The sequence below is a fragment of the Actinoplanes sp. NPDC051388 genome, assembly GCF_055586225.1.
The window spans coordinates 42,095-64,711 of sequence record NZ_JBVJIP010000009.1 but is presented as its reverse complement, the minus strand read 5'-3'; the positions used below and the strand labels follow the sequence as shown (position 1 = coordinate 64,711).

Annotated in this window: 22 protein-coding genes; 6 read left to right on the top strand and 16 right to left on the bottom strand. The window is 73.2% G+C overall.

Features of this window, described 5'->3' with window-relative positions:
- Positions 1-3: 3 nt before the first annotated feature.
- The 8 genes from ACZ6TI_RS23115 to ACZ6TI_RS23080 all read right to left on the bottom strand — a co-directional run bounded on the left by ACZ6TI_RS23115 (position 4) and on the right by ACZ6TI_RS23080 (position 8,242).
- Positions 4-819 carry a carbon-nitrogen hydrolase family protein gene (locus ACZ6TI_RS23115; protein WP_465347193.1) on the bottom strand — a complete coding sequence of 272 codons (816 nt, stop codon included), beginning with the start codon at positions 817-819 and terminating at the stop codon, positions 4-6.
- A complete protein-coding gene (locus ACZ6TI_RS23110; protein ID WP_465347192.1) occupies positions 816-2,279 on the bottom strand; it encodes an MSMEG_0567/sll0787 family protein in 1,464 nt (487 codons plus the stop codon). The genes ACZ6TI_RS23115 and ACZ6TI_RS23110 overlap by 4 nt, the downstream gene beginning before the upstream one ends.
- Positions 2,276-3,328, bottom strand: coding sequence for an MSMEG_0568 family radical SAM protein (locus tag ACZ6TI_RS23105; protein ID WP_465347191.1), 1,053 nt, complete (start codon positions 3,326-3,328; stop codon positions 2,276-2,278). The genes ACZ6TI_RS23110 and ACZ6TI_RS23105 overlap by 4 nt, the downstream gene beginning before the upstream one ends.
- Positions 3,329-3,369: 41 nt before the next feature.
- Positions 3,370-3,882 (bottom strand): MSMEG_0572/Sll0783 family nitrogen starvation response protein, encoded by a 513-nt coding sequence (locus ACZ6TI_RS23100; RefSeq protein ID WP_465347190.1) that lies wholly within the window; start codon positions 3,880-3,882, stop codon positions 3,370-3,372.
- Between the two features lie 11 nt (positions 3,883-3,893).
- Positions 3,894-4,700: an amidohydrolase family protein gene (locus ACZ6TI_RS23095; protein WP_465347189.1), complete on the bottom strand. Its 807-nt coding sequence runs from the start codon at positions 4,698-4,700 to the stop codon at positions 3,894-3,896.
- Positions 4,685-6,004 (bottom strand): MSMEG_0569 family flavin-dependent oxidoreductase, encoded by a 1,320-nt coding sequence (locus tag ACZ6TI_RS23090; RefSeq protein ID WP_465347188.1) that lies wholly within the window; start codon positions 6,002-6,004, stop codon positions 4,685-4,687. The genes ACZ6TI_RS23095 and ACZ6TI_RS23090 overlap by 16 nt, the downstream gene beginning before the upstream one ends.
- Positions 6,005-6,129: 125 nt before the next feature.
- Positions 6,130-7,461 (bottom strand): mannitol dehydrogenase family protein, encoded by a 1,332-nt coding sequence (locus ACZ6TI_RS23085; RefSeq protein ID WP_465347187.1) that lies wholly within the window; start codon positions 7,459-7,461, stop codon positions 6,130-6,132.
- 40 nt (positions 7,462-7,501) lie between these two features.
- Entirely contained in the window at positions 7,502-8,242 is a 741-nt protein-coding gene (locus ACZ6TI_RS23080) for a metallophosphoesterase family protein (protein ID WP_465347186.1), read from the bottom strand.
- A 75-nt stretch (positions 8,243-8,317) separates the two neighbouring features.
- On the opposite strand from ACZ6TI_RS23080, the gene ACZ6TI_RS23075 reads away from it, so the two are divergent.
- Together ACZ6TI_RS23075 and ACZ6TI_RS23070 are read left to right on the top strand one after the other, a co-directional pair.
- Entirely contained in the window at positions 8,318-8,767 is a 450-nt protein-coding gene (locus ACZ6TI_RS23075) for a hypothetical protein (RefSeq protein WP_465347185.1), read from the top strand.
- A 52-nt stretch (positions 8,768-8,819) separates the two neighbouring features.
- Positions 8,820-9,689 carry a HEAT repeat domain-containing protein gene (locus ACZ6TI_RS23070; protein ID WP_465347184.1) on the top strand — a complete coding sequence of 290 codons (870 nt, stop codon included), beginning with the start codon at positions 8,820-8,822 and terminating at the stop codon, positions 9,687-9,689.
- A gap of 1 nt (position 9,690) precedes the next feature.
- On the opposite strand, the gene ACZ6TI_RS23065 is transcribed toward ACZ6TI_RS23070, so the two are convergent.
- Both ACZ6TI_RS23065 and ACZ6TI_RS23060 read right to left on the bottom strand, forming a co-directional pair.
- Entirely contained in the window at positions 9,691-10,161 is a 471-nt protein-coding gene (locus tag ACZ6TI_RS23065; RefSeq protein ID WP_465347183.1) for a hypothetical protein, read from the bottom strand.
- Between the two features lie 89 nt (positions 10,162-10,250).
- Positions 10,251-11,864 carry a PAS domain-containing protein gene (locus ACZ6TI_RS23060; protein WP_465347182.1) on the bottom strand — a complete coding sequence of 538 codons (1,614 nt, stop codon included), beginning with the start codon at positions 11,862-11,864 and terminating at the stop codon, positions 10,251-10,253.
- Positions 11,865-12,055: 191 nt separating this feature from the next.
- Between ACZ6TI_RS23060 and ACZ6TI_RS23055 the strand changes: the two genes are divergently transcribed.
- Positions 12,056-12,778 carry a VOC family protein gene (locus tag ACZ6TI_RS23055; RefSeq protein ID WP_465347181.1) on the top strand — a complete coding sequence of 241 codons (723 nt, stop codon included), beginning with the start codon at positions 12,056-12,058 and terminating at the stop codon, positions 12,776-12,778.
- A 128-nt stretch (positions 12,779-12,906) separates the two neighbouring features.
- Here the strand turns inward: ACZ6TI_RS23055 and ACZ6TI_RS23050 are convergent, their stop codons facing one another.
- Positions 12,907-13,695: an isocitrate lyase/PEP mutase family protein gene (locus ACZ6TI_RS23050; protein ID WP_465347180.1), complete on the bottom strand. Its 789-nt coding sequence runs from the start codon at positions 13,693-13,695 to the stop codon at positions 12,907-12,909.
- 32 nt (positions 13,696-13,727) lie between these two features.
- Here ACZ6TI_RS23050 and ACZ6TI_RS23045 point away from each other — a divergent pair, with 32 nt between their 5' ends.
- Entirely contained in the window at positions 13,728-14,627 is a 900-nt protein-coding gene (locus ACZ6TI_RS23045) for an aminotransferase class IV (protein WP_465347179.1), read from the top strand.
- Here ACZ6TI_RS23045 and ACZ6TI_RS23040 read toward each other — a convergent pair.
- From ACZ6TI_RS23040 to ACZ6TI_RS23030, 3 genes are read right to left on the bottom strand one after another with little or no spacing between them, the layout of a single operon-like run.
- The gene (locus ACZ6TI_RS23040) at positions 14,624-15,331 is read right to left on the bottom strand and encodes a sulfotransferase-like domain-containing protein (protein ID WP_465347178.1); all 708 of its coding nucleotides are present in this window, start codon (positions 15,329-15,331) and stop codon (positions 14,624-14,626) included. The two genes, ACZ6TI_RS23045 and ACZ6TI_RS23040, sit on opposite strands and share 4 nt — an antisense overlap.
- The gene (locus ACZ6TI_RS23035) at positions 15,328-16,164 is read right to left on the bottom strand and encodes a DUF1028 domain-containing protein (RefSeq protein WP_465347177.1); all 837 of its coding nucleotides are present in this window, start codon (positions 16,162-16,164) and stop codon (positions 15,328-15,330) included. Before ACZ6TI_RS23035 ends, ACZ6TI_RS23040 begins: the two co-directional genes overlap by 4 nt.
- Positions 16,161-16,928, bottom strand: a complete 768-nt coding sequence (locus ACZ6TI_RS23030; RefSeq protein WP_465347176.1) for an alpha/beta fold hydrolase — start codon at positions 16,926-16,928, stop codon at positions 16,161-16,163. The genes ACZ6TI_RS23035 and ACZ6TI_RS23030 overlap by 4 nt, the downstream gene beginning before the upstream one ends.
- 42 nt (positions 16,929-16,970) lie before the next feature.
- Here ACZ6TI_RS23030 and ACZ6TI_RS23025 point away from each other — a divergent pair, with 42 nt between their 5' ends.
- A complete protein-coding gene (locus ACZ6TI_RS23025; protein WP_465347175.1) occupies positions 16,971-18,185 on the top strand; it encodes a Rieske 2Fe-2S domain-containing protein in 1,215 nt (404 codons plus the stop codon).
- Positions 18,186-18,246: 61 nt separating this feature from the next.
- Positions 18,247-19,413, top strand: coding sequence for a cytochrome P450 (locus ACZ6TI_RS23020; protein WP_465347174.1), 1,167 nt, complete (start codon positions 18,247-18,249; stop codon positions 19,411-19,413).
- Positions 19,414-19,458: 45 nt separating this feature from the next.
- Here the strand turns inward: ACZ6TI_RS23020 and ACZ6TI_RS23015 are convergent, their stop codons facing one another.
- Both ACZ6TI_RS23015 and ACZ6TI_RS23010 read right to left on the bottom strand, forming a co-directional pair.
- A complete protein-coding gene (locus ACZ6TI_RS23015) occupies positions 19,459-21,783 on the bottom strand; it encodes an ABC transporter permease (protein WP_465347173.1) in 2,325 nt (774 codons plus the stop codon).
- Positions 21,780-22,517 (bottom strand): ABC transporter ATP-binding protein, encoded by a 738-nt coding sequence (locus ACZ6TI_RS23010; protein WP_465347172.1) that lies wholly within the window; start codon positions 22,515-22,517, stop codon positions 21,780-21,782. The genes ACZ6TI_RS23015 and ACZ6TI_RS23010 overlap by 4 nt, the downstream gene beginning before the upstream one ends.
- Positions 22,518-22,617: the final 100 nt, after the last annotated feature.

The window sequence follows — 22,617 nt, the reverse complement described above, 5'->3', positions numbered from 1 at the left end:
AGGTCAGTAGGCTTCCGGCCGGCGGTCTCGCAGATGGCCCATCGATCGGCGGGCCGTCGACAGCGCGGCCGCCACGTCGATCTCGGCGACCGCCATGCCGGGCGCCACCCCGGTCGAAGCCAGCACGTCGCCTCCGGGATCGACCACCTTCGCGCTGCACACGAACCGCAACCTACCGAACGTCCCGGACTGGTTCGCGGACAGCCACACCACCTGGTTCTCCAGCGCTCGTGCCCGGTCGAACAGATCGAAGCGCCGGGTCCAGCGATCCTCGGCCAGATCCTCCGGCGCGTTCGTGCGGCTGCCCGGCCAGGCGGACACGCACACGATGATCTCCGCGCCGTCCAGCGCCAGCGTCCGCGCCGACTCCGGGAACGCCTTGTCGTAGCAGATCATCAGCCCGAGCCGCCCGACCGGCGTGTCGAACGCGGCGAACGAGTCGCCGGAGTCATAGCTGGCGCTCTCCCGCAGCGGCTGGTGCACCTTGCGGTGGTTGCCCAGCACCCGGCCCTCGCCGACGCAGACCACGCTGTTGAAGCGGCGGCCACCGTCGGCCTCGCAGTAGCCCGCGCACACCACCATGTCCCCGGCGATCGCTGCCAGCCGCGCGATCTCGGGACCGTCCACCCGCAACGCCGGTGGTTCGTCGGCCCCGCCGTCGAGATGCGCCAGATATCCACCGAGACAGGCCTCCGGCAGGGCGAGCAGCCGTACGCCGTCCGCCCGCGCCGCCTCGACGAGTTTTTCGATCCGCGCGAAGTCGCCCTCCAGGTCCCGGTCGAACTCGTCGGCGACCGCGGCCATCCTGATGACCGTCATGCCGGCCCCAATCCTGTGACGCCGCCACCGATCGCGACGGTCAGTTCCCCGTCCGGCCAGCGCAGCCGGACCCCGTGCCCGTCCACCAGCTCGCCGCACTCGGCCGACCCCACCAGTGGTAGCCCAGCCGTCCATCCGCCCCCCGCATCCACGGCTGGGCTACCACTGGTGGCTGTGGTGACCATGCCGAAGCCGGGGAAGCAGGTGAACCAGTCTCCGGTGGTGGCGTCGGCGGGACGCGGCACGTCCACCACGTCCAGGATGGCGCCGCACCCGCTGGCCTCGGCGAGCATGCCGAGCGTGCCGGCGATTCCAGCCATCGACACGTCCTTGGCGGCGGCCGGTCGCGTGGAGGCCACGATGCCGTGCAGCGCTCGCAACTCAGCGGGCGTGCGGTGGCTGGTCGAGTCCCACTGCCGCCCGTGATAGCCGGGGCGCCAGCGCCCGCCCAGGTCCGCGGTCAGCCGGACCCGATGACCAGGCCGCCCGCCGCCGCCCGGCACCGGGTGGTCGGTGCGGCCCAGGGCGGTCGCGGACAGCGCGGCCGGCACGCCGAGCTGAGTGTGGCCGCCGAGCACCGGCACGCCCCACGCGGCGGCGGCCCGGCGCAGCCCGCCGAGGATGCGCGCGGCGAACGCGGCGTCCCGGGCGCCCACCGCGTTCAGCAGGCCGACCGGGGCGGCGCCCATCGCGGCCAGGTCGTTCAGGTTGACCAGGACGGCACACCAGCCGGCCCAGTCCGGGTCGCGCTCGACCATCGACGGGACGATCGCGTCGCAGGCGGCGATCAGGTCGGATCCGGGGACCGGGGCGCCGTCGTCGCCCGCGTACCCGTCGGGGGTGAGGCCGTCGAGAAGGTCGCCCAGGGGCTTCTTGGTGGCGGCGGCGAGGGCGGCGATGCGGCCGATGGGCCAGCGCATCAGGACGTGCGGGCGCCCGGCGACGGTGGCCGGGCGGATGCTGTCCCAGCCCAGGCGCCGGAACATCGGCTCGTGGCGGGGCTGCACGGTGGCGTCGAAGCGGAGGGCGCCGGCGTTCTCGGCGTAGGCACAGGCGGCGCGTACCAGAGCGGGTCCGATGCCGCGGGAGCCGCGGACCGCGGGGTCGACGACCAGCCGGCCGCCCACCCACCAGCCGAGGTCCGGTCCGCCGGAGGCCGGGCCGACCCGCACCCCGCCGAGGAATTCCCCGCGCGCGGACCGGGCGACCAGCACCACCGTGCGTGGGTCCTCGTCGCGGTCGTCCACGTCGGAGCGGGCGAACATTTCCTGCTCGGTCACGAAAACCTGTCGGCGCAGCGCGCGATAGGCCGCGACGTCGTCGGTCGGCAGCACCGAGAACGACGGGCCGAGCAGCGCGGGCGCGAGGTCGGTCAAGCTGAGCAGACTGGGGATGCCCTCGTGGCCCTCGGCGCGCCGGACCCGCTCAGTGGCCTGGTCGCGCTCGGTGCGCTCGGTCATCCGCCGGCCGCCTGGAGCACGCCGCACGCACCGCACGCGGCACAACCGGCCTTCTGGTCGGCGCCGAGCATGCCGGCCTCACGCAGCAGGGCGGCCACCCGGGCGCTGACGTCGCGCACCAGCGACGGCGCCGGCGCCGGAATCCCGTCGCGGCGGGCGAGCGTCCCGGCCATCGGGCGGAACGGCACGACGAACGGGTAGACGCCACGCTCGATGAGCCCAGCCGCGCCCGCGACGAGTTCGTCGGGGTCCTCGCCCAGCCCGATCAGCAGATAGGTGGACACCTGGTTGCGGCCGAAGACTTCGACCGCGTAGTCCCAGGCCGCTTCGTATTCAGCCATGGCGACCGAGCCCTTGCCGGGCATCCAGCGGCGGCGCACCTCGTCGTCCAGGGACTCGGCGTGGATGCCGATCGAGGACGCGCCGGCGTCGTGCAGGTCGCGGATCACCGCCAGGTCGCCGGGCGGCTCGATCTGCACCTGGACGGGCAGGCCGGGCACCGCGTCGAGGACCGCCCGGACCGACCGGACCAGGTTGCGGGCGCCGCGGTCCGGCCCGGTCGTGGTGCCGGTGGTCATCACCATCTGGGTCACGCCGTCGAGGTCCACGGCGGCGCGGGCCACCTCGGCGAGCTGCGCGGGCGTCTTGGCGGCGATCGTGTCACCGGACCGCAGCGACTCCTCGATCGTGCAGAACCGGCAGCGCTGGTCCTCGGCATAGCGGATGCAGGTCTGCACGACCGTGGTCGCGAGGACGTCCTTGCCGTGCAGGCGGGCGATCTGCTCGTAGCGCACGCCGTCGGCCGTGGTCAGGTCGTAGAACTTCGGCCGGTGCACCACCTGCAGCGACAGCCCGGTGTCCACGTCGCCGAGCCAGACCCGGCCGTCCCGCACGAGATAGGGGCTGTCAGAAGCCAGAGGCAGGGCCGCGTTCGCGCCGTCGATGACCACGTGGCCGTCGTCCGAGGGACCGGCGCCGGCCGGCCGGCGCACGGGTGTCGCCACCCGCACGCCACGCACGGCCAGGTCGGCCCTGACGTCGAGATCCATGTCTTTGTTCCGCTCAGGGGTGGTGGGTGGGGCGGCGGACGTCAGAACATGTAGGTCGAGTTGATGATCGCGCCCTTGCGCACGTAGTGGATGAGCGCGTCCTGCACGTCCAGCGGGTGCGTCGGGATGACGCCCTCGATCAGGTCCTCCTCGCGGGCGCCGTGCAGGGACAGCCCGAAGCGGCAGCAGTACACCTTGCCGCCCTCGGCCATGAACGTCTTCAGCGAGTTGTTGATGTTGTGCTCGCCGGGGAACGCGGAGGTGCCGGTGGTCGGGAAGCCGCGGGTGGCGAGGCAGTTCAGCGAGCCGGGGCCGTAGAAGTAGATGGCCGACTCGAAGCCCTTGCGCAGCGCCCGGGTGGCCTGCAGGACGGCGACGAAGCTGACCGACGACTCGTGCGCGATGCCGTGCACCAGCGTGAAGTAGCTCTGCCCCTCCTCGGCCTTGTAGTCCGGGAACACCTTGGTGCCGCCATAGATGCTGGCGCCCTCGGCGAGCGCCGGGTGCGGGATCTCGTTGAGGCTCTTCTGCTCGAGGTCGGTCAGGTCGGTCATGGTGTTCTCCTTCATCCGTAGAGCTTTTCGAACGTGGTGGTGAAGACCATTTCGGACAGTTCGCGGGAGGGGACGGCGGCTTGCAATCGGGCCGATTCGCCCGCGTGGTCGCCCCACGGCTCGTCGCTGGCGAACAGCACCCGGTCGTGACCGAGCCCGCGTCGGTCGATCTCGGCGGCGAGCCAGCGCGGGGCGAAGCCGATCGCCCAGGACAGGTCGGTGTAGACCTGCTTGCCGGCTGCGATCCAGTCGAAGAACCGGCCGCCGATCAGCTTGATGTGGCCGCTCATCCCGCCGCCGAAGTGCACGAGATGGATGCGGGTGTCGTCGCCGTAACGCTCGACCAGCTCGCCGACACGGTCGATGTCGGACGCGGCGCCCGGCGAGGTGTGCACGTGCACGGTCAGGTCGTGCTCGCGCGCCGCCGCGAAGATGGGATCGAGCGCCGGGTCGTCCGCGCCGCCACCCAGCAGGAAGCTCAGCTTGAGCGCCCGCACCTCCGGCTCGCCGGCCAGCCGCAGCGCCTCGGCCGTCATCGCCGGTTGCAGCGGGGAGACCCACAGTCCACATCGGATCCGGTCGTCGCGCTGCGCCGCCTCCAGCACGAGCTCGTTGAAACCGAAGGCCACCGCGGGATCGGGCACGCCGTAGTTCGGCAGGATCAGCGCTCGCTCGGTGCCCTCGCGGTCGAGATCCGCGAGCAGCTGGTCGATGGTCGCCCGCGCGGTCACGTCCGGGTTGACGGGCGGTCCGCCATAGAACGGGTACGCCGGAAGGACACCCAGGTGCCGGTGGGCATCGTTCACGCGGCGGCCCACCAGTCGAGGGTCGGACAGGTCTCGGTCGGCGTCCCGGCCAGCCAGCTGACGTCCTCGGTGATGCGCCGGCGCCCCACCGAAGCGATGCGCCCGGCGAGGTGCTCGGCGTCCCTGGCCACCCCCGCGAACCGCCCCGACCCCCAGGTCCACTGCCAGGGCAGTCCGAGGAAATAGAGCCCCGGGCAGCTGGTCACGCCGCGATCGTGGGTGGGATAGCCGCGCCCGTCGAAGATCGGCACCTCGATCCAGCGGTGGTCGCGGTGGAACCCGGTCGCCCAGACCACCGCCGAGATCTCCCCGGTGTCCAGCGACGAGGTTCCGGCGGCGGGCTGCCACACCGGCACATACCGCTCCTCCGCGGGCGCTTCCAATGAATGGTGGGAGATCCAGACGTCGATCGCGTCCTTGATGCCGTCCGCGACCCGGTCCGCGTTGTCCAGGTGTGCGGCCAGGTCCGCGCCGAACGACACCGTCGAGCCGTCCACGCCGAGCAACCGCCCGTGCAACCGCATCCCGTCCCGGGCGAACGCGCGCAGATCGATGTCACGCCCGCCGTCCCGCCCGGTCATGTAGTGGTTGGCCCGCAGCCGCACCTCGTCCGCGTCGCCGAACTCGTCGATCCCCTTGGCGTAGTGGCCCATCTCGTCCAGCCAGGCGAGCGTGTCGCGACCGCGGTAGCGCCGGGCGGCCCGCGGCGCGCTGCCCACCGCGAGGTGCACCTGCCGCCCCGCCAGATGCAGGTCCTCGGCGATCTGGCAGCCGGACTGCCCGGTGCCCACCACCAGCACGGGACCGTCCGGCAGCTGCGCCGGATTGCGGTACTGCGACGAGTGCAGCTGCGTCAGTCGTCCGGGCAGCCGCTCGGCGAGCCGCGGCACGGCCGGCTGGTGATAGGGCCCGGTCGCGATCACCACCTGGTCGGCCGTGCAGTTCCCGTCCGAGGTGGACAGATCAAAGTCGCCTTGACGGGTACGCCGTAAGCGGGTGACCGCCACCCCCTCGGCGAGCGGCGGATCGAAGGACGCCGCGTACTTCTCGAGGTGGTCGACGACGTCGGCGCCGGGCATGAAGCCGTCCGGGTCGTCGCCGGCGTAGGGGTAGCCGGGCAGGTCGCACTGCCAGTTCGGGGTCACCAGGCAGAACGAGTCCCAGCGCCGGTCCCGCCACTCGTGGCCGACCCGGTCGCGCTCGAAGACGATGTGGTCGATGCCCCGCCGGCGCAGGTGCCAGCTCATCGACAGGCCCGCCTGTCCACCGCCGACGACGGCGACGGTGTGATGGCTTCTCCGGTCCGGTTCCGGCATGGCAATTACCTCATTCGCCCTGGTGGCGCCCGGTTGTTGCGACGCCAGTCAAAGCAGTTGGGATTTCGCCGGAGTTTCATCCGGAACAAGCGGGCGTGAGAAAGAACTCACCACCGCCGTCGATGTCAGAGCGGTTTCGAGCGTGCTGCGACCGCCGCCACCAGTTCCTCGTCGCCGGCCAGGTCGGGCGCCAGCAGGGCGAGCACGTCGCGCGGCGAACCGGCCCGCGCCTGATAGGGGCCGGCGCCCGCGTCCCGCACCGGCGCGCCCTCGCCGCGCAGGTGCCCGATCCACGCCGCCAGCACGCGCGCCGCGCCGACCGGCATCCGCCCGGCCCGCCGCTCGCCGCGCAGCACCGGGAGCACCCGGATCGGGATCTTCTGCGAGCCGTCCGCGGCGATCTGGGCCAGGGTGTGCCGGATCCGCGGATTGGCGAACCGGTCGAGCAAGGCCACCCGGTATTCGGCGAGCTCCGCCGCGGGCAGCGGCACGTGCCGGACCGCCTCGTCCCACCACTCGTCCAGCCAGCCGCGGCACCGCGGGTCGGCCACCGCGTCCGCGATCGTCTCCAGGCCGAGCGCGCTGCCCGCATAGGCCAGCAGTGAGTGGCCGCCGTTCAGCAGCAGCAGTTTGCGCAGCTCGTGCGGGGTCACGTCGGCGACGAAGCGGGCGCCGCCGGCCTCCCAGGCGGGCCGCCCGCGGGGGAAGTCGCCCTCCAGCACCCACTCGGTGAACGGCTCGGTGACCACCGGCGCGGCGTCGGCGGCGCCGCGCTCGGCGACCAGCGCCAGGTCCGGCGGGGTGGTGCGCGGGGTGATCCGGTCGACCATGGTGGTCACGAACGACACGTTGTCCCGGATCCAGGCGAGCAGGGCCGGCTCGACGGCGGCCGCGAAGTCGAACACCACCCGCTTGGTGACGGCGCCGTTGCCGGGCAGGTTGTCGCAGCTGACCACGGCGATCGGGCCGCCGAACCGGGCGCGGCGCGCGTTGAGCCCGGCGACCAGGCGGCCGGGCACGGTGGCCGGCGGCGCGCCGGTGCGCCAGGCGGCGAGGTCGGTGCGGATGTCCGGGTCGGTGTCGTCCAGCCCGCCGCCGGGGCCGCGACGGTAGGCCGCCTCGGTCACGGTCAGCGTCACCAGGGCCACGTCGGTGCGGCTCAGGTAGGCCTTCCAGGCGTCGATATCGCTGCCGGGATGCGCGGCGGCCACCGAGCCCAGCACCTCGAGGTCGTCGCGCTCGGGGCCGCGTACCACCAGGGTGTAGAGCCCGGCCTGCTCCTCGAGTGACGTCGCCAGCGGCGCGGAACGACCGGTGAAGGCCGCGATCCCCCAGCGGGCGGCGTCCGGCGCGGCGGACGTGTACCACGCCTGGTGGGCGCGGAAGAAGTTGCCGAGGCCGAGGTGGGCGATCCGGACCGGCGGGCGGCTGGTGCGGGTGAGGCGTTCGGCGGGCATGATCCCATCCTGCCCGCTCCCGGTGTTTTCGGCGATGGGCTCAGCTCTTCGCCTCGGTGGCGATGATCTCGTGGAAGGCTTCCAGGGCCGCGCCGTCGCCGTGCGGGCTGAGAACGTATTCGTGGGCCCAGGCGGAGGCGCCCGGGAACCCGCTCCGGCCGATCCGCTCGGCGGCCGCCCGCAGGTCATAGGACGTGCGCCGGAGCTGGATGCCGGGCCCGATCAGTGCCCAGCTCGCGCCGGTCACGCCGTAGCCCATGCCGACGCTGCCCGGGTTGACCACCCGGCGGCGGTTCACCAGCCGGTCGAACGGCATGTGCGTGTGTCCGCAGACGACGGTGTGCTCGGTGACCCCGTGCAGCGCCTCCTCCCAGCGCTGCAACGGCGAGTCGACCAGCACGAACTCGTCGTCGCGGCGCGGGGTGGCGTGACAGAACAGCACCGGACCGAGTCCGTCGGCGTCCAGCGTGACGGTGATCGGCAGGTCGGCCATCAGGTCGCGGTGCCGCCGTTCGAGCAGCGGCACGCAGGCGGCCACGGTGTCGCCCGCCGCGGGCTGCCCATCGAAGCCGGCGACGAGTTCCCGCTCGCCGTTGCCGTGCACCCAGACCGCCCGGTCACCGAGCGCGGCCAGCAGGTCGAGTGTCCCGGCCGGCATCGGACCGCCGGCGATGTCGCCGAGCAGCACGATCCGGTCCGCTCCGGCCTCGTCCACCTCCGCCAGCACGGCCTCGAGAGCAGGCAGATTGCCGTGAATGTCAGCAAGCACCGCAATGCGCATCAGCACAACCTAGCCCTTGTCGCCGCCGCGGACCCGGGCTGCGGCGGACGGCGCGCTGGTGGTGAGATGGCGGGCGTGGCGATCAGGGAAGTGGACGGCTGGCCGCTCGGCGAGTCGGCCGAGGACCTCACCGAATACACGATGACGCAGGGCGCCGAGGGCTACGACATCGACGAGGTGCGGCTGTGCCGGTGCGCGGCCTGCGGCGGCGACGTCTTCGGCCTGCGCGGCGACCTGGAGATGCAGGCGGCGCAGCGAATCTGCCGGGGTTGCGGCGACCGGCACTTCATCGCCGGCAGCGGCGGCCACTGGGCGGACGCGAAGCCCGGCGTCATGGTCTGCGAGTGCGACGGTGACGGCGACGAGGAGGACTTCAAGCTGGCCGTGGGCTTCTCGCTCTATGCGGAGCGGGCCGGCGTCCGCGCGCTCTCCATCACCAGCCACTGCATCGCCTGCGGCCGCCTCGGCTACTGGGACGACTGGATGCTCCGCACCGGCGACCTGACGCCGCTGGAGCAGGCGTAGAGCCGCACCCTCCGGGTCCGGCGGTGGCCGGGGTGGCGCGTATGGTCGTGCGGTGAATCCCGCCGACCTGCAGGGCCTTCGATCGGGAGATCTCGAGACGCGCGAGGCGCATGTCTACCAGCTCCTCGACCGGGCCAGGTCGCACGGCGACGCCTCGGCCGTCGCGGCGCTGCACGCGCTCGTCCGCGACTACCGGGACTTCCACCGGTCCCTCTATTCGCGGGCGATGAACCAGGCGGACGTCTTCGCGGACCCCGGACTCCAGGAGCCGTTGCTGGCCGCGCTCGGCGACGCTCGGTACAACTGCCAGGCGTGGGCCGCGATGGGATGCGCGGCGATGGACGTGCGGGCCGCCGTGCCACAGCTCGTCACGCTGCTCGACCACCCCCAGTGGATCGTCCGGAGCGAGGCGGTGACCGCGCTCGGCCGCCTCGGCGACGCCTCGGTCGTGCCGTCGCTGCGACCGCTGCTCGGCGACGAGGCCGACTGGTTGCGCCAGAAGGCCGCCGACGCCCTGGCCCGCATCGGTGGCGACGCGGCGCTGGAGGCACTCTGGCACGAGTTCGAGCAGCGGCGATTCCCCCGGATCGGTCACGTCGCCAGCGCGCTGGCCCTGTTCACCCCGCAGGTGCTGCCCCGGCTGCTGGCCGCGGCCGGCAGCCCGGATCCGAATCAGCGGTACTGGGCCGCCGTCGCGCTCGGCTCGACCGGCGACGATCGGGCGATCCCGACGCTGGAGCGGCTGATGGCCGCCGACCGCGGCACGACCGTGTTCGACGGCGAGGTCCGCGCGGCGGCGAAGAAGGCTCTGCGCACGCTGCGCCGCATCCAGGCCGCCATCGCCGACCGGGAGAACGGGGAGCGCGCCGCGCCCGCCCACCGGTCGGCACCGATGGGCGGGAGCGGCGGCCCCGGGGGGTGAATCAGTTGCTGAACTGCTGCACCGGGGAGCGCTCGAAGGACGTCCAGTCCGACTCGCTCAGGTCGTCCGGCACGACCTGGAAGCTCACTGTGTGATACATCTCCTCCGCGCCGCTCACGTCGTCGTTGCGCAGGGTGAGGTCCCACCACATGGTGTCGGTGTCCGTGGTCGGGAACTCCCAGCTGCGGACGTTGGAGGTCTGGTGGGTGTAGTTGTTCTCGCTGTCCTCCTCGTGGATGTGCTGATTGATCGTGATCGTGCGTCCCGCCGAACAGGTGACGGTCATGTTGTATCGGATGACCTTGTTCCCGTTGTCCGGGTTGATGTGGTGGAAGACCGGACGCTCCGGAGTCACCGTGCACCCCCAGGTCGAGGTCGAGGCCTCGGCCGAGGCGACGCCCGCGAGCGACGCGACGGCGACGGCGGCGGCGACCAGGGCCACCTTGCGCAGGCTCGATACTGAAAACTTCACCATGTCTCCTCTGGCTGGTGGGCCGCGATTGCGGCGCCGACATCAGAGTGCGGTGGAGCATCAGCGTGGTGTCACAGCTCGATCAGGGCCTAGTAGCGGAACTTGTGCCGGGCGCTGCGCCGGTTCACCCGGCCCGGCAGCTCGTCCAGGTTGTCGCCATGAGGCAGCTGCTCGTTCGCCTCATGGCCCTGGGCGAAATCCCGCATCGTCACCACGAAGCCCTGGACCAGGCGGTCCTCGCGCAGGTCACGGTAGGTGGCTTCGACCAGCACCTGGCTGTGGTCCGCCCGCAACAGCGAGCAGAACACCACACCGTCGCCGGAGCCGCGGAAGGCCTGACGCAGCTGGTGGCGATCGTCCGGATGCACCAGATCGTCGAGGGTGGCCAGCGGCGGAAGATCGTCGGCGCCGAGCAGCTCGCGCAGCGACGGACTGGCGTACCGGATGCGCTGGTCCTCGTCGATCACCACGATGATGTCCGCGCTGTTCCGGATCACCGCGCGCAGATAGAGGTCGCTGTCGCGGCGGCCGACCGCCTCCACCAGCGAGATGCGATCCAGCGCGAGCGCCGCCTGGCCGGCCAGCACCTCGAGGGTGTCGCGAGTGGCGGTGAGGGTGTCCCGGCGGCCCACCAGGATCAGGGCGCCACCGCTGGGCCGGGCGACGCCGAGCGGCTCCAGCCAGAGCGGACAGACCAGCGTGACGTGGTCGTGATCCTGGTCCTCGATCCACCAGCTGCGCGGTGGTGGGCCGCCCTCGAGGCCGGGCACCCCCGCGAGCGCGAGCCGGCGGTCGTCGACGGCGAAGTCGGTGCTGCGGATGGCGTCCGGCGGCATCAGCGCGGCGATCGCGGCTCGGACGGCCTCGTCCACGGCCGCCGTGTCGGCGGCGCCGACCAGCGCGGCGCTCGCCTGCCGCAAGCCGCGCTCACGCGTCAAGGCCTGGCGATTCAGGGTCACCGAATCGGTCAGCCGCGTGATGGTCAGGAGAAGAGTGATCGCACCAGCCACGGCGATCACCACGCCGTCGCCGACCGAGCCGTAGACCGCCTCGATCAGCAGGACGACCGGCGGGGTGGCGACGGAGATGCCCAGCAACGCCGCCCAGTGCCCGCGCCACGGGCTCGGGCGCGGCACCGCGGGCTCGGTGAGCCGCACCATCGACGGGTGCAGCGCGGCGGCGCCCCAGGCCAGGTAGAGCACCACGAATCCGGACTCGCTCAGCCGGCCCGGCCACAGCGGCTGCAGGATGTCACTGACCAGCACCCCCACCGCGCCGACGACCAGCAGCGCGGCGGAGAGGTTCCGGCCCACCGCGACCAGCAGGCGGGCGACCACGGCGAGGAGCAGCAGGGCCCCGATGACGTACGCCCCGGAGATGTCTCCGATCCGGCCCGCGTCGCCGATGACGAACACCCAGACCACCAGCAGCGTCGAGCAGGCGAGTGCGAGCAGGTCGATGAGCCGGGCCCGGTCGACGAGAATCGCGCCGATCCGGGTCAGCTGCAGCAGACCGCAGGCGACCAGCACGAACATGGCGTAGAAGCAGACATCGGCCAGGGCGGGCCGGTGCAACGCGGTCAGCACGTCGCCGGCGGCGCTCGCCAGGATGGCGGCGGCGAGCAGCACCCACGGTCCGATCCGCGCAGGCCGGTGACGACGGACCCCGTACGCGATGGCGGCCGCGCTACCGATTCCCAGCACAGCCCATTCGATGGCCCTCAGCACGCATAACTACTACCAGCGGCGTTGCGGTGTGTCCATGTGGATGTATACGTAGCGCTATGCCGTCGTACCCAGCCGACAAGAGAGAGCATCGGCCGATCGGATGGCGCGAGGCGATGATCGGCTATTTCCATGGGCGACGGACCGTCCGCGACGCCTAGGAAGGAGCCATGACCAACGAGGTGACCGTTCCCCTGCTGCCCTGCCCGTCGATCGACGACATCGAAGCCTTCTACGGGGTTCTCGGCTTCCGCACCACCTACCGGCAGCGCAAGCCCTACCCCTGCGTGGGACTGCAACGTGAAGACCTGAACCTGCAGTTCTTCGAGATCGCCGGGTTCGACCCCGAGCAGTCCTACGGCTCCTGTCTCGTGCTCACCCCGGACATCGCGGAACTGCACCGGGCTTTCGCCGCCGGCATGCGGGCCGCATACGGCAAGGTCCTGGTCTCCGGGATGCCGCGGATGACCCGGCCCCGGCCTCGGAAGAACGCCGACGGGGTGGGCGGGTTCAGCGTCGTCGACCCGGGCGGCAACTGGATCCGCGTCTTTCAGAACACCGCGGCAACGCCGACGCCGGCCCCGCCCATCGCCGACGGACGACTCCCCAGAGCGCTGGCGAACGCCACCGTCCTGGCCGACTCCAAGGGTGACCCGGGCCAGGCCGCCCGCATCCTCGACAGCGCGCTGGCCCGCCCGCGAGCCGACGACGACCCCGTCGCCCACGTGGAGGTTCTGGTGTACCGCGCCGAGCTGGCGATGGTGCTCAACGACCCGGAGACCGCAACGGACATGCTGGCCCGTGCGGAGCAGATCGCGCTCGACGCGGACCAGACCAGCAGGGCGGCGCCGACCTTCGAGGCCGCGGCCGACCTGGCAGCGGCGCTGCGATGAGGTCCAGGTGTTGTGCGGCAAGGGCTGGTGCGGGCAGTCCAGTAGATCGCGCCGGCCCACGACACGTTCGCCCGGCCGCGCAGGACCTCCGGGTCGGCGGCCGGCTTGAGCAGGCCGTCACGGACGGATCATGCCGGATCGCCGCCGGGCAGCCGAGCGGCGCCGTCGAGATAGCTGCTGGTGCCGGTCGTCAGCAGCTCGGTGGCCGCGGCGACCAGGCCGCCGTACGCCGCCCAGGTCAGGCTGCCGCCCGTGGAGACGCGCCGCACCCCGGCCGCGGCCAGCTCCGCGACGGCCGGGCCGTGCCGCAGCGCCAGCACGTTGACCGGCGCCCCGGTCTCGTCCACCACTCGGCGGATCGCGTCCAGATCGGCCAGCCCGGGCGCATAGACGCAGGTCGCGCCCGCTTCGCGATAGGCGCGCAGCCGCTCGATGGTGTCCTGGAGATCGCCGGCGTCATAGAGGTGGTTCTCGGCCCGGCCGGTCAGCACCATGCCGTGCCGGGCGCACACCTCGGCGGCCGCGGCGATCCGGGCGGCGGCCGCCTCGAGCGGCTCGATCGCACCGGCCGACGGGTCGTAGTCCTCGATCGAGACGCCGCTCGCGCCGGCTTCGGCGAGCAGTTCGACAGTGGCGGCCACCCCGGCCGGGTCGTCCGCGTAGCCGCGCTCGGCGTCCACCGACACCGGGACGGTCACCGCCGCGGTCAGCCGCGCCACGTGCGCGACCAACTCGTCCCGGGTCACCTGCTGGTCGTCGCGGCCCAGCGTGGCGGCCAGGCCGGAGCTTGTGGTGGCCAGCGCCTTCACCCCCAGGCTCTGCAGGATCCGAGCCGACCCCACGTCGAACGGGTTCGGGATCAGGAACGTGCCGGCGGAGTGCAGGTCGCGGAAGGCGCGGCGGGCGTCGGTCGTCACCCCATGATCGTAGGGCTGACAGAATCCTCGCCATGTTGCAGCAGTACGACGAGCGGAACGCCGATCTGAGGTATTGGGTCAACGGGGTCGTGCGGCACCGGGACGAGCCGGGGATCTCGCCGTTCGACTCGGTGGTGCAGGGCGGCGATGCCGTCTGGGAGGGACTGCGGCTCTACCAGGGCCGGATCTTCGCGCTCTACGAGCACCTGGCACGCCTGCGCCGCTCCGCCCGGGCGCTGGGCTTTCACGGCGTACCCGAAGATCCTTGGTTCGTGGACGCGATCAGCGAGACACTGCGGGCCAACGAGATGACCGACGGGGTGCACGTCCGGCTGACCCTGACCCGCGGCGTCAAGGTCACCAGCGGCATGGATCCGCGCCTCAACCAGGCCGGCTGCACGGTGATCGTGCTGGCCGAGCACAAGGCGCCGGTGTACGACACGTCGGGCCTGAGCCTGGTCACGGCGAGCGTGCGGCGGCCGGGACCGGACGTGCTCGACCCGAAGATCCACCACAACAACCTGATCAACTCGATCCTGGCGAAGATCGAGGCGAACGTGGCCGGCGCGGACGACGCGCTGATGCTCGACGGGCGCGGCTTCGTCGCCGAGACGAACGCGACGCACCTGTTCGCGGTGGTCGACGGCGCGCTGCACACGCCCACGTCGGCCGCCTGCCCGGAGGGCATCACGCGGCGGACCGTGCTGGAGCTGGCCGCCGCGCAGGGCATCACCTGCCAGGTCAGGGACATCTCCCTGGCCGAGATGTACGCGGCGGACGAGGTCTTCTGCACCGGGACGATGGGCGAGATCGCCGCCGTGGTGGACATCGACGGCCGGGTGATCGGCGCGGGCGAGGTCGGTCCGGTGACCGGGCTGATCGCCGGCCTCTACCGCTCGAAGGCGTCGATCTCCGGCACGCTGGTGGTCTAGCCGAGCTGGTGGCGGGCCATCGCCTCGTAGAACGGGCGGGCCTGAGCCACCAGCCATCGCAGTCGCTCGGGCACCTCGGCCGGCTTCGGGTCGTACGGCGCGAAACCGGTCGACGCCTCCACGCCGGCATACCAGTGCGGCGCCCACACCCCGTCGGTGTCGCGGCGACCGGGCGGCCAGGACAGCATCGCCTCGTCGAACGGGATGCCGAGCGCGGCGCACAGCGCGGACAGCACCCGGCGGGGGTCGCGCAGCAGCGCCGCGCTGTCCACCACCGGGCCGCCGAAGGCGCCGAAGATCTCGGCCTGCTGCTCATAGCCGAGATCGGCCAGCGTGGGCGCGCCGCGCACCTTGGCATAGGAGGCCACCACGTGCGCCGGGTCGCGGATCAGGAACGCGTTGGTCAGCTCGCCGATCCAGTCGCGGCCGATGTCCGGCAGCAGGTGGTGGGTCATGTGCTTCTGGTAGTGCACGGTCACGCCGGGCGGCAGCGGCCCGGTCAGCGCGGCGGCCGCATCCTGCCAGCGGTTGGGCTGGGCGGCCAGGATCTCCGCCCGGCCGGGGTGGTCGATGCCGGTCTCGGCCAGGTAGTGCGCGTACAGCGGCTCGTCCACGACCAGCGTGTCCGGGCGGGCGCCGAAGCTGCGCATCAACGCGGTGGAGACGTTGCGCGGGCCCGACCACATGGCGATCCGCGTGGTCACGTCGCGGCTCGCAGGTGGTCCAGGACGAGCGGGCAGATCGCGCCCTCCACGATGCGCTCCTCCAGGTTCTCGATGCCGGCCCAGGAGGCCAGGCCCTCGTCCAGGTCGGCGCCGGCCGGGTGACCGGCCTTGGCCAGCCGCTCGCGCACCTCCGCGGCGAGGTCGCCCTCCAGCGGCAGCAGCGTCGCCGGGTCCGGGCGCTCGAAATAGAGCGTGTGCATCTCCATCAGCCGGGTCAGCTCGGCCACCGGGTCCGGATGATCGTCGACCCGCAGATCCACCACGACGTCGCTGGTGCCGCCGTAGCCCATGCCCTTCGCCACCACGAGCAGCGCGGCGCTCTGCCGGCCGCGCCGGTCGCCGCCGGCCAGGTCACCGGCGCGCAGGGCGGCGAGAAGACGGTACGCCAGCCGCGGATTGGCCTCGTCCGCCAGCCACGCCGCCTCCATGTCCCCGACCACCGCCGGCCCGGCCAGCATGTTGCCCTGGATCGCATAGCCGTCGCCGGCCGTGCCACCGGCCCAGTCGTGACAGCGCCCGCCGGTGAACGTGGCGCCCGGCCCGTCCACCCCGACCACGCCGACCTGCCGGTGATCGACCGGCCCGGCGTCCCCGGCGAGCAGGGCGGCCACCGTCTCGGTCGCGGCCACCCCGGTGCCGAGCAGCGCCAGCGCCTGCGGGCGGTAGGCCAGGTTCGCGTAGGACTGGGTGGCCACCGCGCCGACGTCGGCCAGCGCCGCCGGGACGGCCGCGCCGGCGCCGAGGAACTTGCTGGCCACCGCCACACCCAGCGAGACGCCGCCGGCCGACCGGGCCACGATCGAGAAGGTCATGATCGAACCGTAGTCGCGCGGATCAGCGCGAGCACCTCGCCGGGCGCACGCAGCGGCGGCAGGTGATCGACGCCGGGCAGTTCCACGTAGTGGCAGCCGGGGATGCGCCGGCCGGCCTCCCGGTTGCTGGCCAGCAGCCAGTCGTGGTCGAGGTCGCCGACCAGCAGCGCGGTGGGCTGGGTGATCTGCTCGAGCCGGTCCCAGACCGGCGGGTCGCCGCGGTCCAGCCCGTCGGTGGCGATCCAGGCGCGGGCCGCCGAGCGCAGCTGGTCGACCACCTCCGGGGTGCGTCCGGCCGCCGCCCACAGCCGCAGCCCGATCTCGGCCAGCGCGTCCGGGCCGGCCGCCGCGGCCGCCTCGAACTCGGCGTCCAGCTCGGGGTCCGCCGGGATCGGGTAGCCGGGCAGTCCCGGGCAGAGCAGGATCAGCGCGGACACCCGCCGCGGGTCGGCCAGCGCGAGACCGACCGCCGCCCCGCCGCCCTGGCTGCAGCCGACGATCGGGGCGGCCGGCACCCCGAAGTGATCGAGCACCGAGGCCAGATCCTCGACCATCGAGAACGGCTTCTCCGGCGCCGGGGAACGGCCGTAGCCGCGGGTGTCGTACCGGATGACCCGATGTTCCTCGCGCAGCTCGGGCAGCACCCGGTCCCAGATGCGGGAGTCGCCGACGCCCGGGTGCACCAGGACCAGGGGTGGCCGGTCGCCGCCGGTGTCGTCGGCCCAGACCACGCCGTCGTGGACCGGAATCAGATTTTCCGTCATCGGGGCACTGTATTCGTAACGAAAGGCGAGCAGACTGTCGAAATGGAGTGGCTGCCCGTCGCGCCGGAGGCCGACGTCGGCACGACGCCGGTCGCGGTGCAGGCGGACGGCGTGGCCCTGGTGCTCTTCCGGCCGTTCGCGGATGCCGCGCCGGTCGCCTTCGCCGACCGGTGCCCGCACCGGCTGGTCCCCCTCTCCGCGGCGGATGCGCTGGGCGACGGGCGGTTGCGCTGCATCTACCACGGCTGGGAGTTCGACGGCACGGGCGCCTGCGTCGCCCTGCCCTCCCAGGAGGGCGCCACTCCCCCGCGAGCGAACCTGCCCGCCGGCCCACGGGTGCGCGTCGCCGACGGCGTGGTCTCGGTGGCGTCCTCGGACCTGACCGAGGCCGACCTCGACCTGTTGACCAATGTGGACCCGGCGTTGCGGCACGGCTGGCATCCCGTCGCCCTGGCCGCGGAGAACCCCGCGTCGGTGCAGCTGCTGGGCGACACCTACCAGCTCTCTGATCTGGCCGTCCGGGAGCGCTGGGGAATGCTCTGGGCCGCTCTCGACACCCCCGTGATCGACCTCTTCCCGGACCCCGACGAGGACGACGCCGCCTATGTGGGCGCCTGGCTGCCGCCGGTCCGCACGTCGGCGCCCGCCGGTGCGGTGGCCGACAACTTCCTCGACGTCGCGCATTTCCCGTTCGTGCACGCCGGCACGTTCGGCGCCGCCGAGGAGAAGGTGGTGCCGCGATACGAGGTCACCACCGCGCGCTTCGAGTGCCGCAGCGTGCAGGAACAGTGGTTCGACAACCCCGGCGACCCGGGCGTGGCGGACGGTCTGCGGCCGATGCGGCAGCGGCGGCGCGCGACCTATGTCTATCGCGCGCCGTTCCAGCTGCTGCTGCGGCTCGAGGAGCTGGACGCCGGGGCGGTCAAGACGATCCTGTTCTTCGCCCAGCCGGAGACGCTGACCAGCACCCGCATCTACACGAAGATGCTGCTCCACGGCATCGGCGGCGTCGCCGATCCCGGCCCGTCCGTGGTGGCGGACGAGGTCGCGTTCGAGGAGGCGGTGCTGGCCGAGGACCTGGCCCTGCAGGAAAAGATGCGACTGCCCGGGTTGCCGCTGCGGCCGCGGGACGAGCTGCACGTGCGCGCCGACCTGCTGGGCGTTCATCTGCGCTGCATTCTGCAAGATTTCCGAGACGAAGTATCCGGTCGCGCCAGCCGCCGCCCCGGTGAGGCCGACACCCCGGACCGCACATGAGGTCCCGGTGTCGCGGGTGGAGGGACCGGGGTTGCCGCCCCACCCTTCGCCCGCGGCGAAAGTGACGCTCGACCTCACGGATCCGTCCTTTCTGCGGGATCCGTATCCGGCCCTCGCCGCGTTACGCGCGAAAGAGCCGGTGAGCTGGCACGAGCCGACCGGCACCTGGCTGGCGGCGAGCCATGCCACGGCGTCCGCGGTGCTGCGCGATCGCCGGCTGGGCCGGTTCTGGCGCGACCGCACCCCGCTGGACGTGTACGAGCCGTTCAACCTGCTGCACCGCAACCAGATGATGGAGAACGAGCCGCCCGCGCACACCCGGCTGCGGTCCCAGGTGTCGGCGGCCTTCGCCCGGGGGCACGTGGCACGGCTGCGGCCGGCCGTGGCCGGGTCGGCCCGCTCGCTGCTGGCCGCCGCCGGGCCGTCCTTCGACCTGCTCGCGGACGTCGCGGAACCGCTCGCGGTCACGGTCATCGCCGAACTGCTCGGCGTCCCGCACGCGGATCGGCATCGGCTTCGGCCCTGGTCCGCCGCGATCGTGGGGATGTACGAGGTGTCCCGTACCCCCGAGGTCGAAGCCGCCGCCCTGACCGCCTGCCGCGAGTTCGCCGACTATCTGCGGTGGCTGGCCGCGCTGCGGCGCGACCGGCCCCGCGACGACCTGATCAGCCATCTGGTGGCCGCCGACCTCACCGCGGACGAGGTGGTCGCGTCGGCGATCCTGTTGCTCAACGCGGGGCACGAGGCCTCGGTGAACGCGTTCGGCGGCGGGGTGGTCGCCCTTCTGCGGCACCCCGATCAGGTGGCCCGCCTGCGGTCCGACCGCCGGCTGATCGCCCCCGCCGCCGAGGAGATGATCCGGTACGACCCACCGCTGCACATGTTCGTCCGGACCGCCGCGGCGCCGGTGTCCGTCGGCGGGGTCACGATCCCCGAGGGTGGCGCGGTGGCGGCGCTGCTCGGGGCCGCCAACCGCGACCCGCTGGTGTTCGACTCCCCCGATGTGTTCGACGTCGGGCGGGACCCGAACCCGCACCTGGGCTTCGGGGCCGGGCTGCACTTCTGCCTGGGCGCGCCGCTGGCCCGGATCGAGCTGCAGGCCGGCCTGACCGCCCTGCTCGACCACGCGCCGCGGCTCGCCCTGGCCGCCGAACCGGTGCAGCGACCGACCTTCGTCCTGCGCGCCTACACCGCCGTGCACCTCGCCGCCGGCCGAGTCGTGCGATGACGGAAGGCGTCTCGGCCTCCCGCAGGCCGCGCGGGCGGATCCCCGTCAGGTGCTCAGGGCCGGGCCCCGGCGCAGCACCGGGACCGCCGTGGCGACCAGGGCGATCGCCGCGCAGACGGCGGTCACCCAGAGGGCCGCCGGCCAGGGGATGACGATCGGCACCGGCATGTCCAGCTCGGACTCGACGGCGCGGCTGACGCCGGTCAGCGAGACCGCCGCCACGGCCGCGCCCAGCACCGTGCCCACCAGGACCGCGAGCAGGCCCTCGGCGGCGGCGATCCGGAGCGTGTGCCCCTGCCCGGCGCCGGCCAGGCGCAGCGCCCGGAACTCCGGCCGACGGGCCGCGGTGGCCATCAGCAACGTGTTCGCCACGGCCAGGCCGGTGTAGCCGACCGACAGGCCGATCAGCACGAGCAGGAAGACGTCGATCAGCCGTCCCTCCCGATCGATCCCGATCTGCACCCAGGCGCGCACGCTCATCTCCCGCACCCCGGCCGCCGGGACGGCCCCGCCGTCCAGCAGCACCACGTCGGTCAGCGCGCCGGGATCGTGCGCCCGCACCAGGGCCCGTGGCAGCACGACCGCGGCCGGCGCGTCCGCCGACACCGAGGCGACCCGAAGGTCCGATGTGGTGCCGTCGGCCCAGCCCACCGCCACCTCGTCGCCGGCCGCCACCCCCAGCTTCGTGGCCGTCCCGGCGTGCACGACCAACTCGTCGTCCGCGCCGGCCGCCGGGAAGCTGATCGACCTGCCGTCGTGCGCGAGGTGAACCATGGTGGGCAGGCGGGACCGGCCCGGTTGCGCGGCCACCGCGGCCTCGGAGAGGCCCGGCACCCCGTCCGGCACGGCGACCGACACCGCCGGATAGTCGTCGGCGAGGTCGATGCCGGCCACCTCCTGGATGGTCGCCACCGTGCCGGTCAGCAACACCGTGAAACCCACCGTGAGCAGCACCGGCGCCGCCGTCGACGCGACCCGCCGCACCCCGGTCAGCGTGCCCTCCCGGATCAGCATGCCGATCGCCGAGCGGCGCCACGGCCAGGTCACCACCCGCACCAGCGGGACGATCAGCACCGGCGCCAGCAGCGCGGCGCCGGTCAGCAGCAGCATCGCCGCACCCAGCCCGGCCGTCGACTGGGTCTCCACCGGCAACACCGGCACCGCGAACAGCAGGACCAGCCCGGCGACCACGGCCAGCAGCCCGGCGACCCAGCGCGGCGGCGTCATCGCCCGCTTCTCCACGGCCGCCTCGCGCAGCGCGTCCAGCGCCGGGATCCGGCCGGCCCGGCGGGCCACCGCCCACACGCCGGCCAGGGCCACCACGATGCCCATCAGATAGGCCCCGGCCAGCGCCGCCGGCTGCGTGGAGACGGTGAAGCCGGCCGGTTCCAGACCGGCCCGGACGAACGGCCCGGCCAGCAGCGGCGCGGCCAGCGCTCCGGCCGCCACACCGACCACTCCGGCCAGCGCCGCGAGCACCAGCGTCTCGCCGTAGAGCAGCCGCCGCACCTGGCCCGGCGTGGCGCCGACCGCGCGCAGCAGGCCGATCTCCCGCCGCCGCTGCGCGGTGCTCAGCGCGCAGGTGGAAGCGACCACGAAGATCGCCACGAAGGCACCGAGCCCGACCATCGCGATCAGCAGCTGGGCGCCGAGCCACCGGATCCGGGTGACGGCGACCGGCTCGAGTCGGGCCCGATCGTCGCCCACCAGCACCGAGTCGGAGGGGCCGGGGAGCAGCTCGCGGGCGGCGGACGCCACGGTCGCCGGGTCGGCGTCCGTGGTCAGGCCGATCACCCGGATGCCGGACGACCTGCGCGCCGCCTCATCGTCGGCGACGTAGAAGCCGGGACCGCCGACCGTGCCGGTGACCGTCCAGGTGGCCGGGCCCGCGGCGGTCAGCACGTCGATGCGTTCGCCCGGCGGCACCACGGCCACCGCGACCTCGCCGGCTCGGGACGGCGGCCGGCCCGCGGTCAGGGCGTAGCCGCCGAGCGCGGCCGACGACCAGGCGTGGCCGTCGATCAGCGACTCCTCGGGGTCGCCGGTGGGCCGGCCGCCGATGACGCGCTGGATGTAGAAGGCGGGATCCGGGATCGCGGCGGTCACGCCCGGCAGCGCGGACAGCCGGGACGCCAGTGCTTCGGCCTCGCCGGTCGTCCACGCGCGACGGGCCGGCCGGTCGTCGTCGTCCACTCCGGACTCCGGGGACTGCGCCAGGACGGGGCTGTGGGCGTACCGGGAAGGGGTTTGTGGCTGGGAGGACAGCCAGAGGGTGGTCGCGCCGCCGACGAGGGCGACCCCGGCGGCGATCGCGAGGAACGTGCCGGCGAAGGCGGCGAATCGGCGCCGCACCATCTGCCAGGCGATCACCAGGCGCTCCGTTCCGCGGCGACCAGCGCGCCCGCGATCTGCGGCGCGCTCAGCGGTCCGTCCGACTGCTCGACCACGCGGCCGTCGGCCAGGAAGACCACCCGGTCGGCGTGCGCGGCGGCGACCGGATCGTGGGTCACCATCACCACCGTCTGCCCGTGCCGGTCCACCGCCGCCCGCAGCAGGCGCAGCACCTCGCGGCCGGACGCGGCGTCCAGAGCGCCGGTCGGCTCGTCGGCGAAAAGCACGGCCGGCCGGGTGACCAGGGCGCGCGCGATCGCCACCCGCTGCTGCTGGCCGCCGGACAGCTCGGACGGGCGGTGGCCGGCGCGGTCCGCGAGGCCCACCTCGGTCAGCATCGCGGTCACCTCTCCGGCGGCCGGACGGCGACCGGCCAGGCGCAGCGGCAGGGCGACGTTCTGCGCCGCGGTCAGCGCCGGGATCAGGTTGAAGGCCTGGAAGACGAAGCCGACGCGGCCGCGGCGCAGCTTGGTGAGCCGGCGTTCGGAGAGGTCGGTCAGCGGCACGCCGTCGATCTCCACGACGCCGGCGGTGACCCGGTCGAGCCCGGCCGCGCAATGCAGCAGGGTGGACTTGCCGGAGCCGGACGGGCCCATCACGGCGGTGCAGGAGCCGGGCGGCACCACCAGGTCGACGTGGTCGAGGGCGGTCACCGCACGCTCGCCGTCGCCGAAGACGCGGGACACGCCGCGCAGTTCGAGTGCTGAGGTCATGGCGACGAGCCTTCCGGCCCGGCCATCGACGCACATTCACGCGGAGTCGACAGTCGGGGGTATACCCAGCACTACCGTGGACCGGGCGTCGCTTGGGTAG

Coding starts and splice junctions, on each gene's coding strand:
- ACZ6TI_RS23030 (WP_465347176.1), bottom strand. CDS start 16,928: ATGACGGAAAATCTGATTCCGGTCCACGACGGCGTGGTCTGGGCCGAC.
- ACZ6TI_RS23085 (WP_465347187.1), bottom strand. CDS start 7,461: ATGCCCGCCGAACGCCTCACCCGCACCAGCCGCCCGCCGGTCCGGATC.
- ACZ6TI_RS23035 (WP_465347177.1), bottom strand. CDS start 16,164: ATGACCTTCTCGATCGTGGCCCGGTCGGCCGGCGGCGTCTCGCTGGGT.
- ACZ6TI_RS23045 (WP_465347179.1), top strand. CDS start 13,728: ATGTTGCAGCAGTACGACGAGCGGAACGCCGATCTGAGGTATTGGGTC.
- ACZ6TI_RS23115 (WP_465347193.1), bottom strand. CDS start 819: ATGACGGTCATCAGGATGGCCGCGGTCGCCGACGAGTTCGACCGGGAC.
- ACZ6TI_RS23010 (WP_465347172.1), bottom strand. CDS start 22,517: ATGACCTCAGCACTCGAACTGCGCGGCGTGTCCCGCGTCTTCGGCGAC.
- ACZ6TI_RS23080 (WP_465347186.1), bottom strand. CDS start 8,242: ATGCGCATTGCGGTGCTTGCTGACATTCACGGCAATCTGCCTGCTCTC.
- ACZ6TI_RS23110 (WP_465347192.1), bottom strand. CDS start 2,279: ATGACCGAGCGCACCGAGCGCGACCAGGCCACTGAGCGGGTCCGGCGC.
- ACZ6TI_RS23090 (WP_465347188.1), bottom strand. CDS start 6,004: ATGCCGGAACCGGACCGGAGAAGCCATCACACCGTCGCCGTCGTCGGC.
- ACZ6TI_RS23025 (WP_465347175.1), top strand. CDS start 16,971: ATGGAGTGGCTGCCCGTCGCGCCGGAGGCCGACGTCGGCACGACGCCG.
- ACZ6TI_RS23055 (WP_465347181.1), top strand. CDS start 12,056: ATGACCAACGAGGTGACCGTTCCCCTGCTGCCCTGCCCGTCGATCGAC.
- ACZ6TI_RS23105 (WP_465347191.1), bottom strand. CDS start 3,328: ATGGATCTCGACGTCAGGGCCGACCTGGCCGTGCGTGGCGTGCGGGTG.
- ACZ6TI_RS23100 (WP_465347190.1), bottom strand. CDS start 3,882: ATGACCGACCTGACCGACCTCGAGCAGAAGAGCCTCAACGAGATCCCG.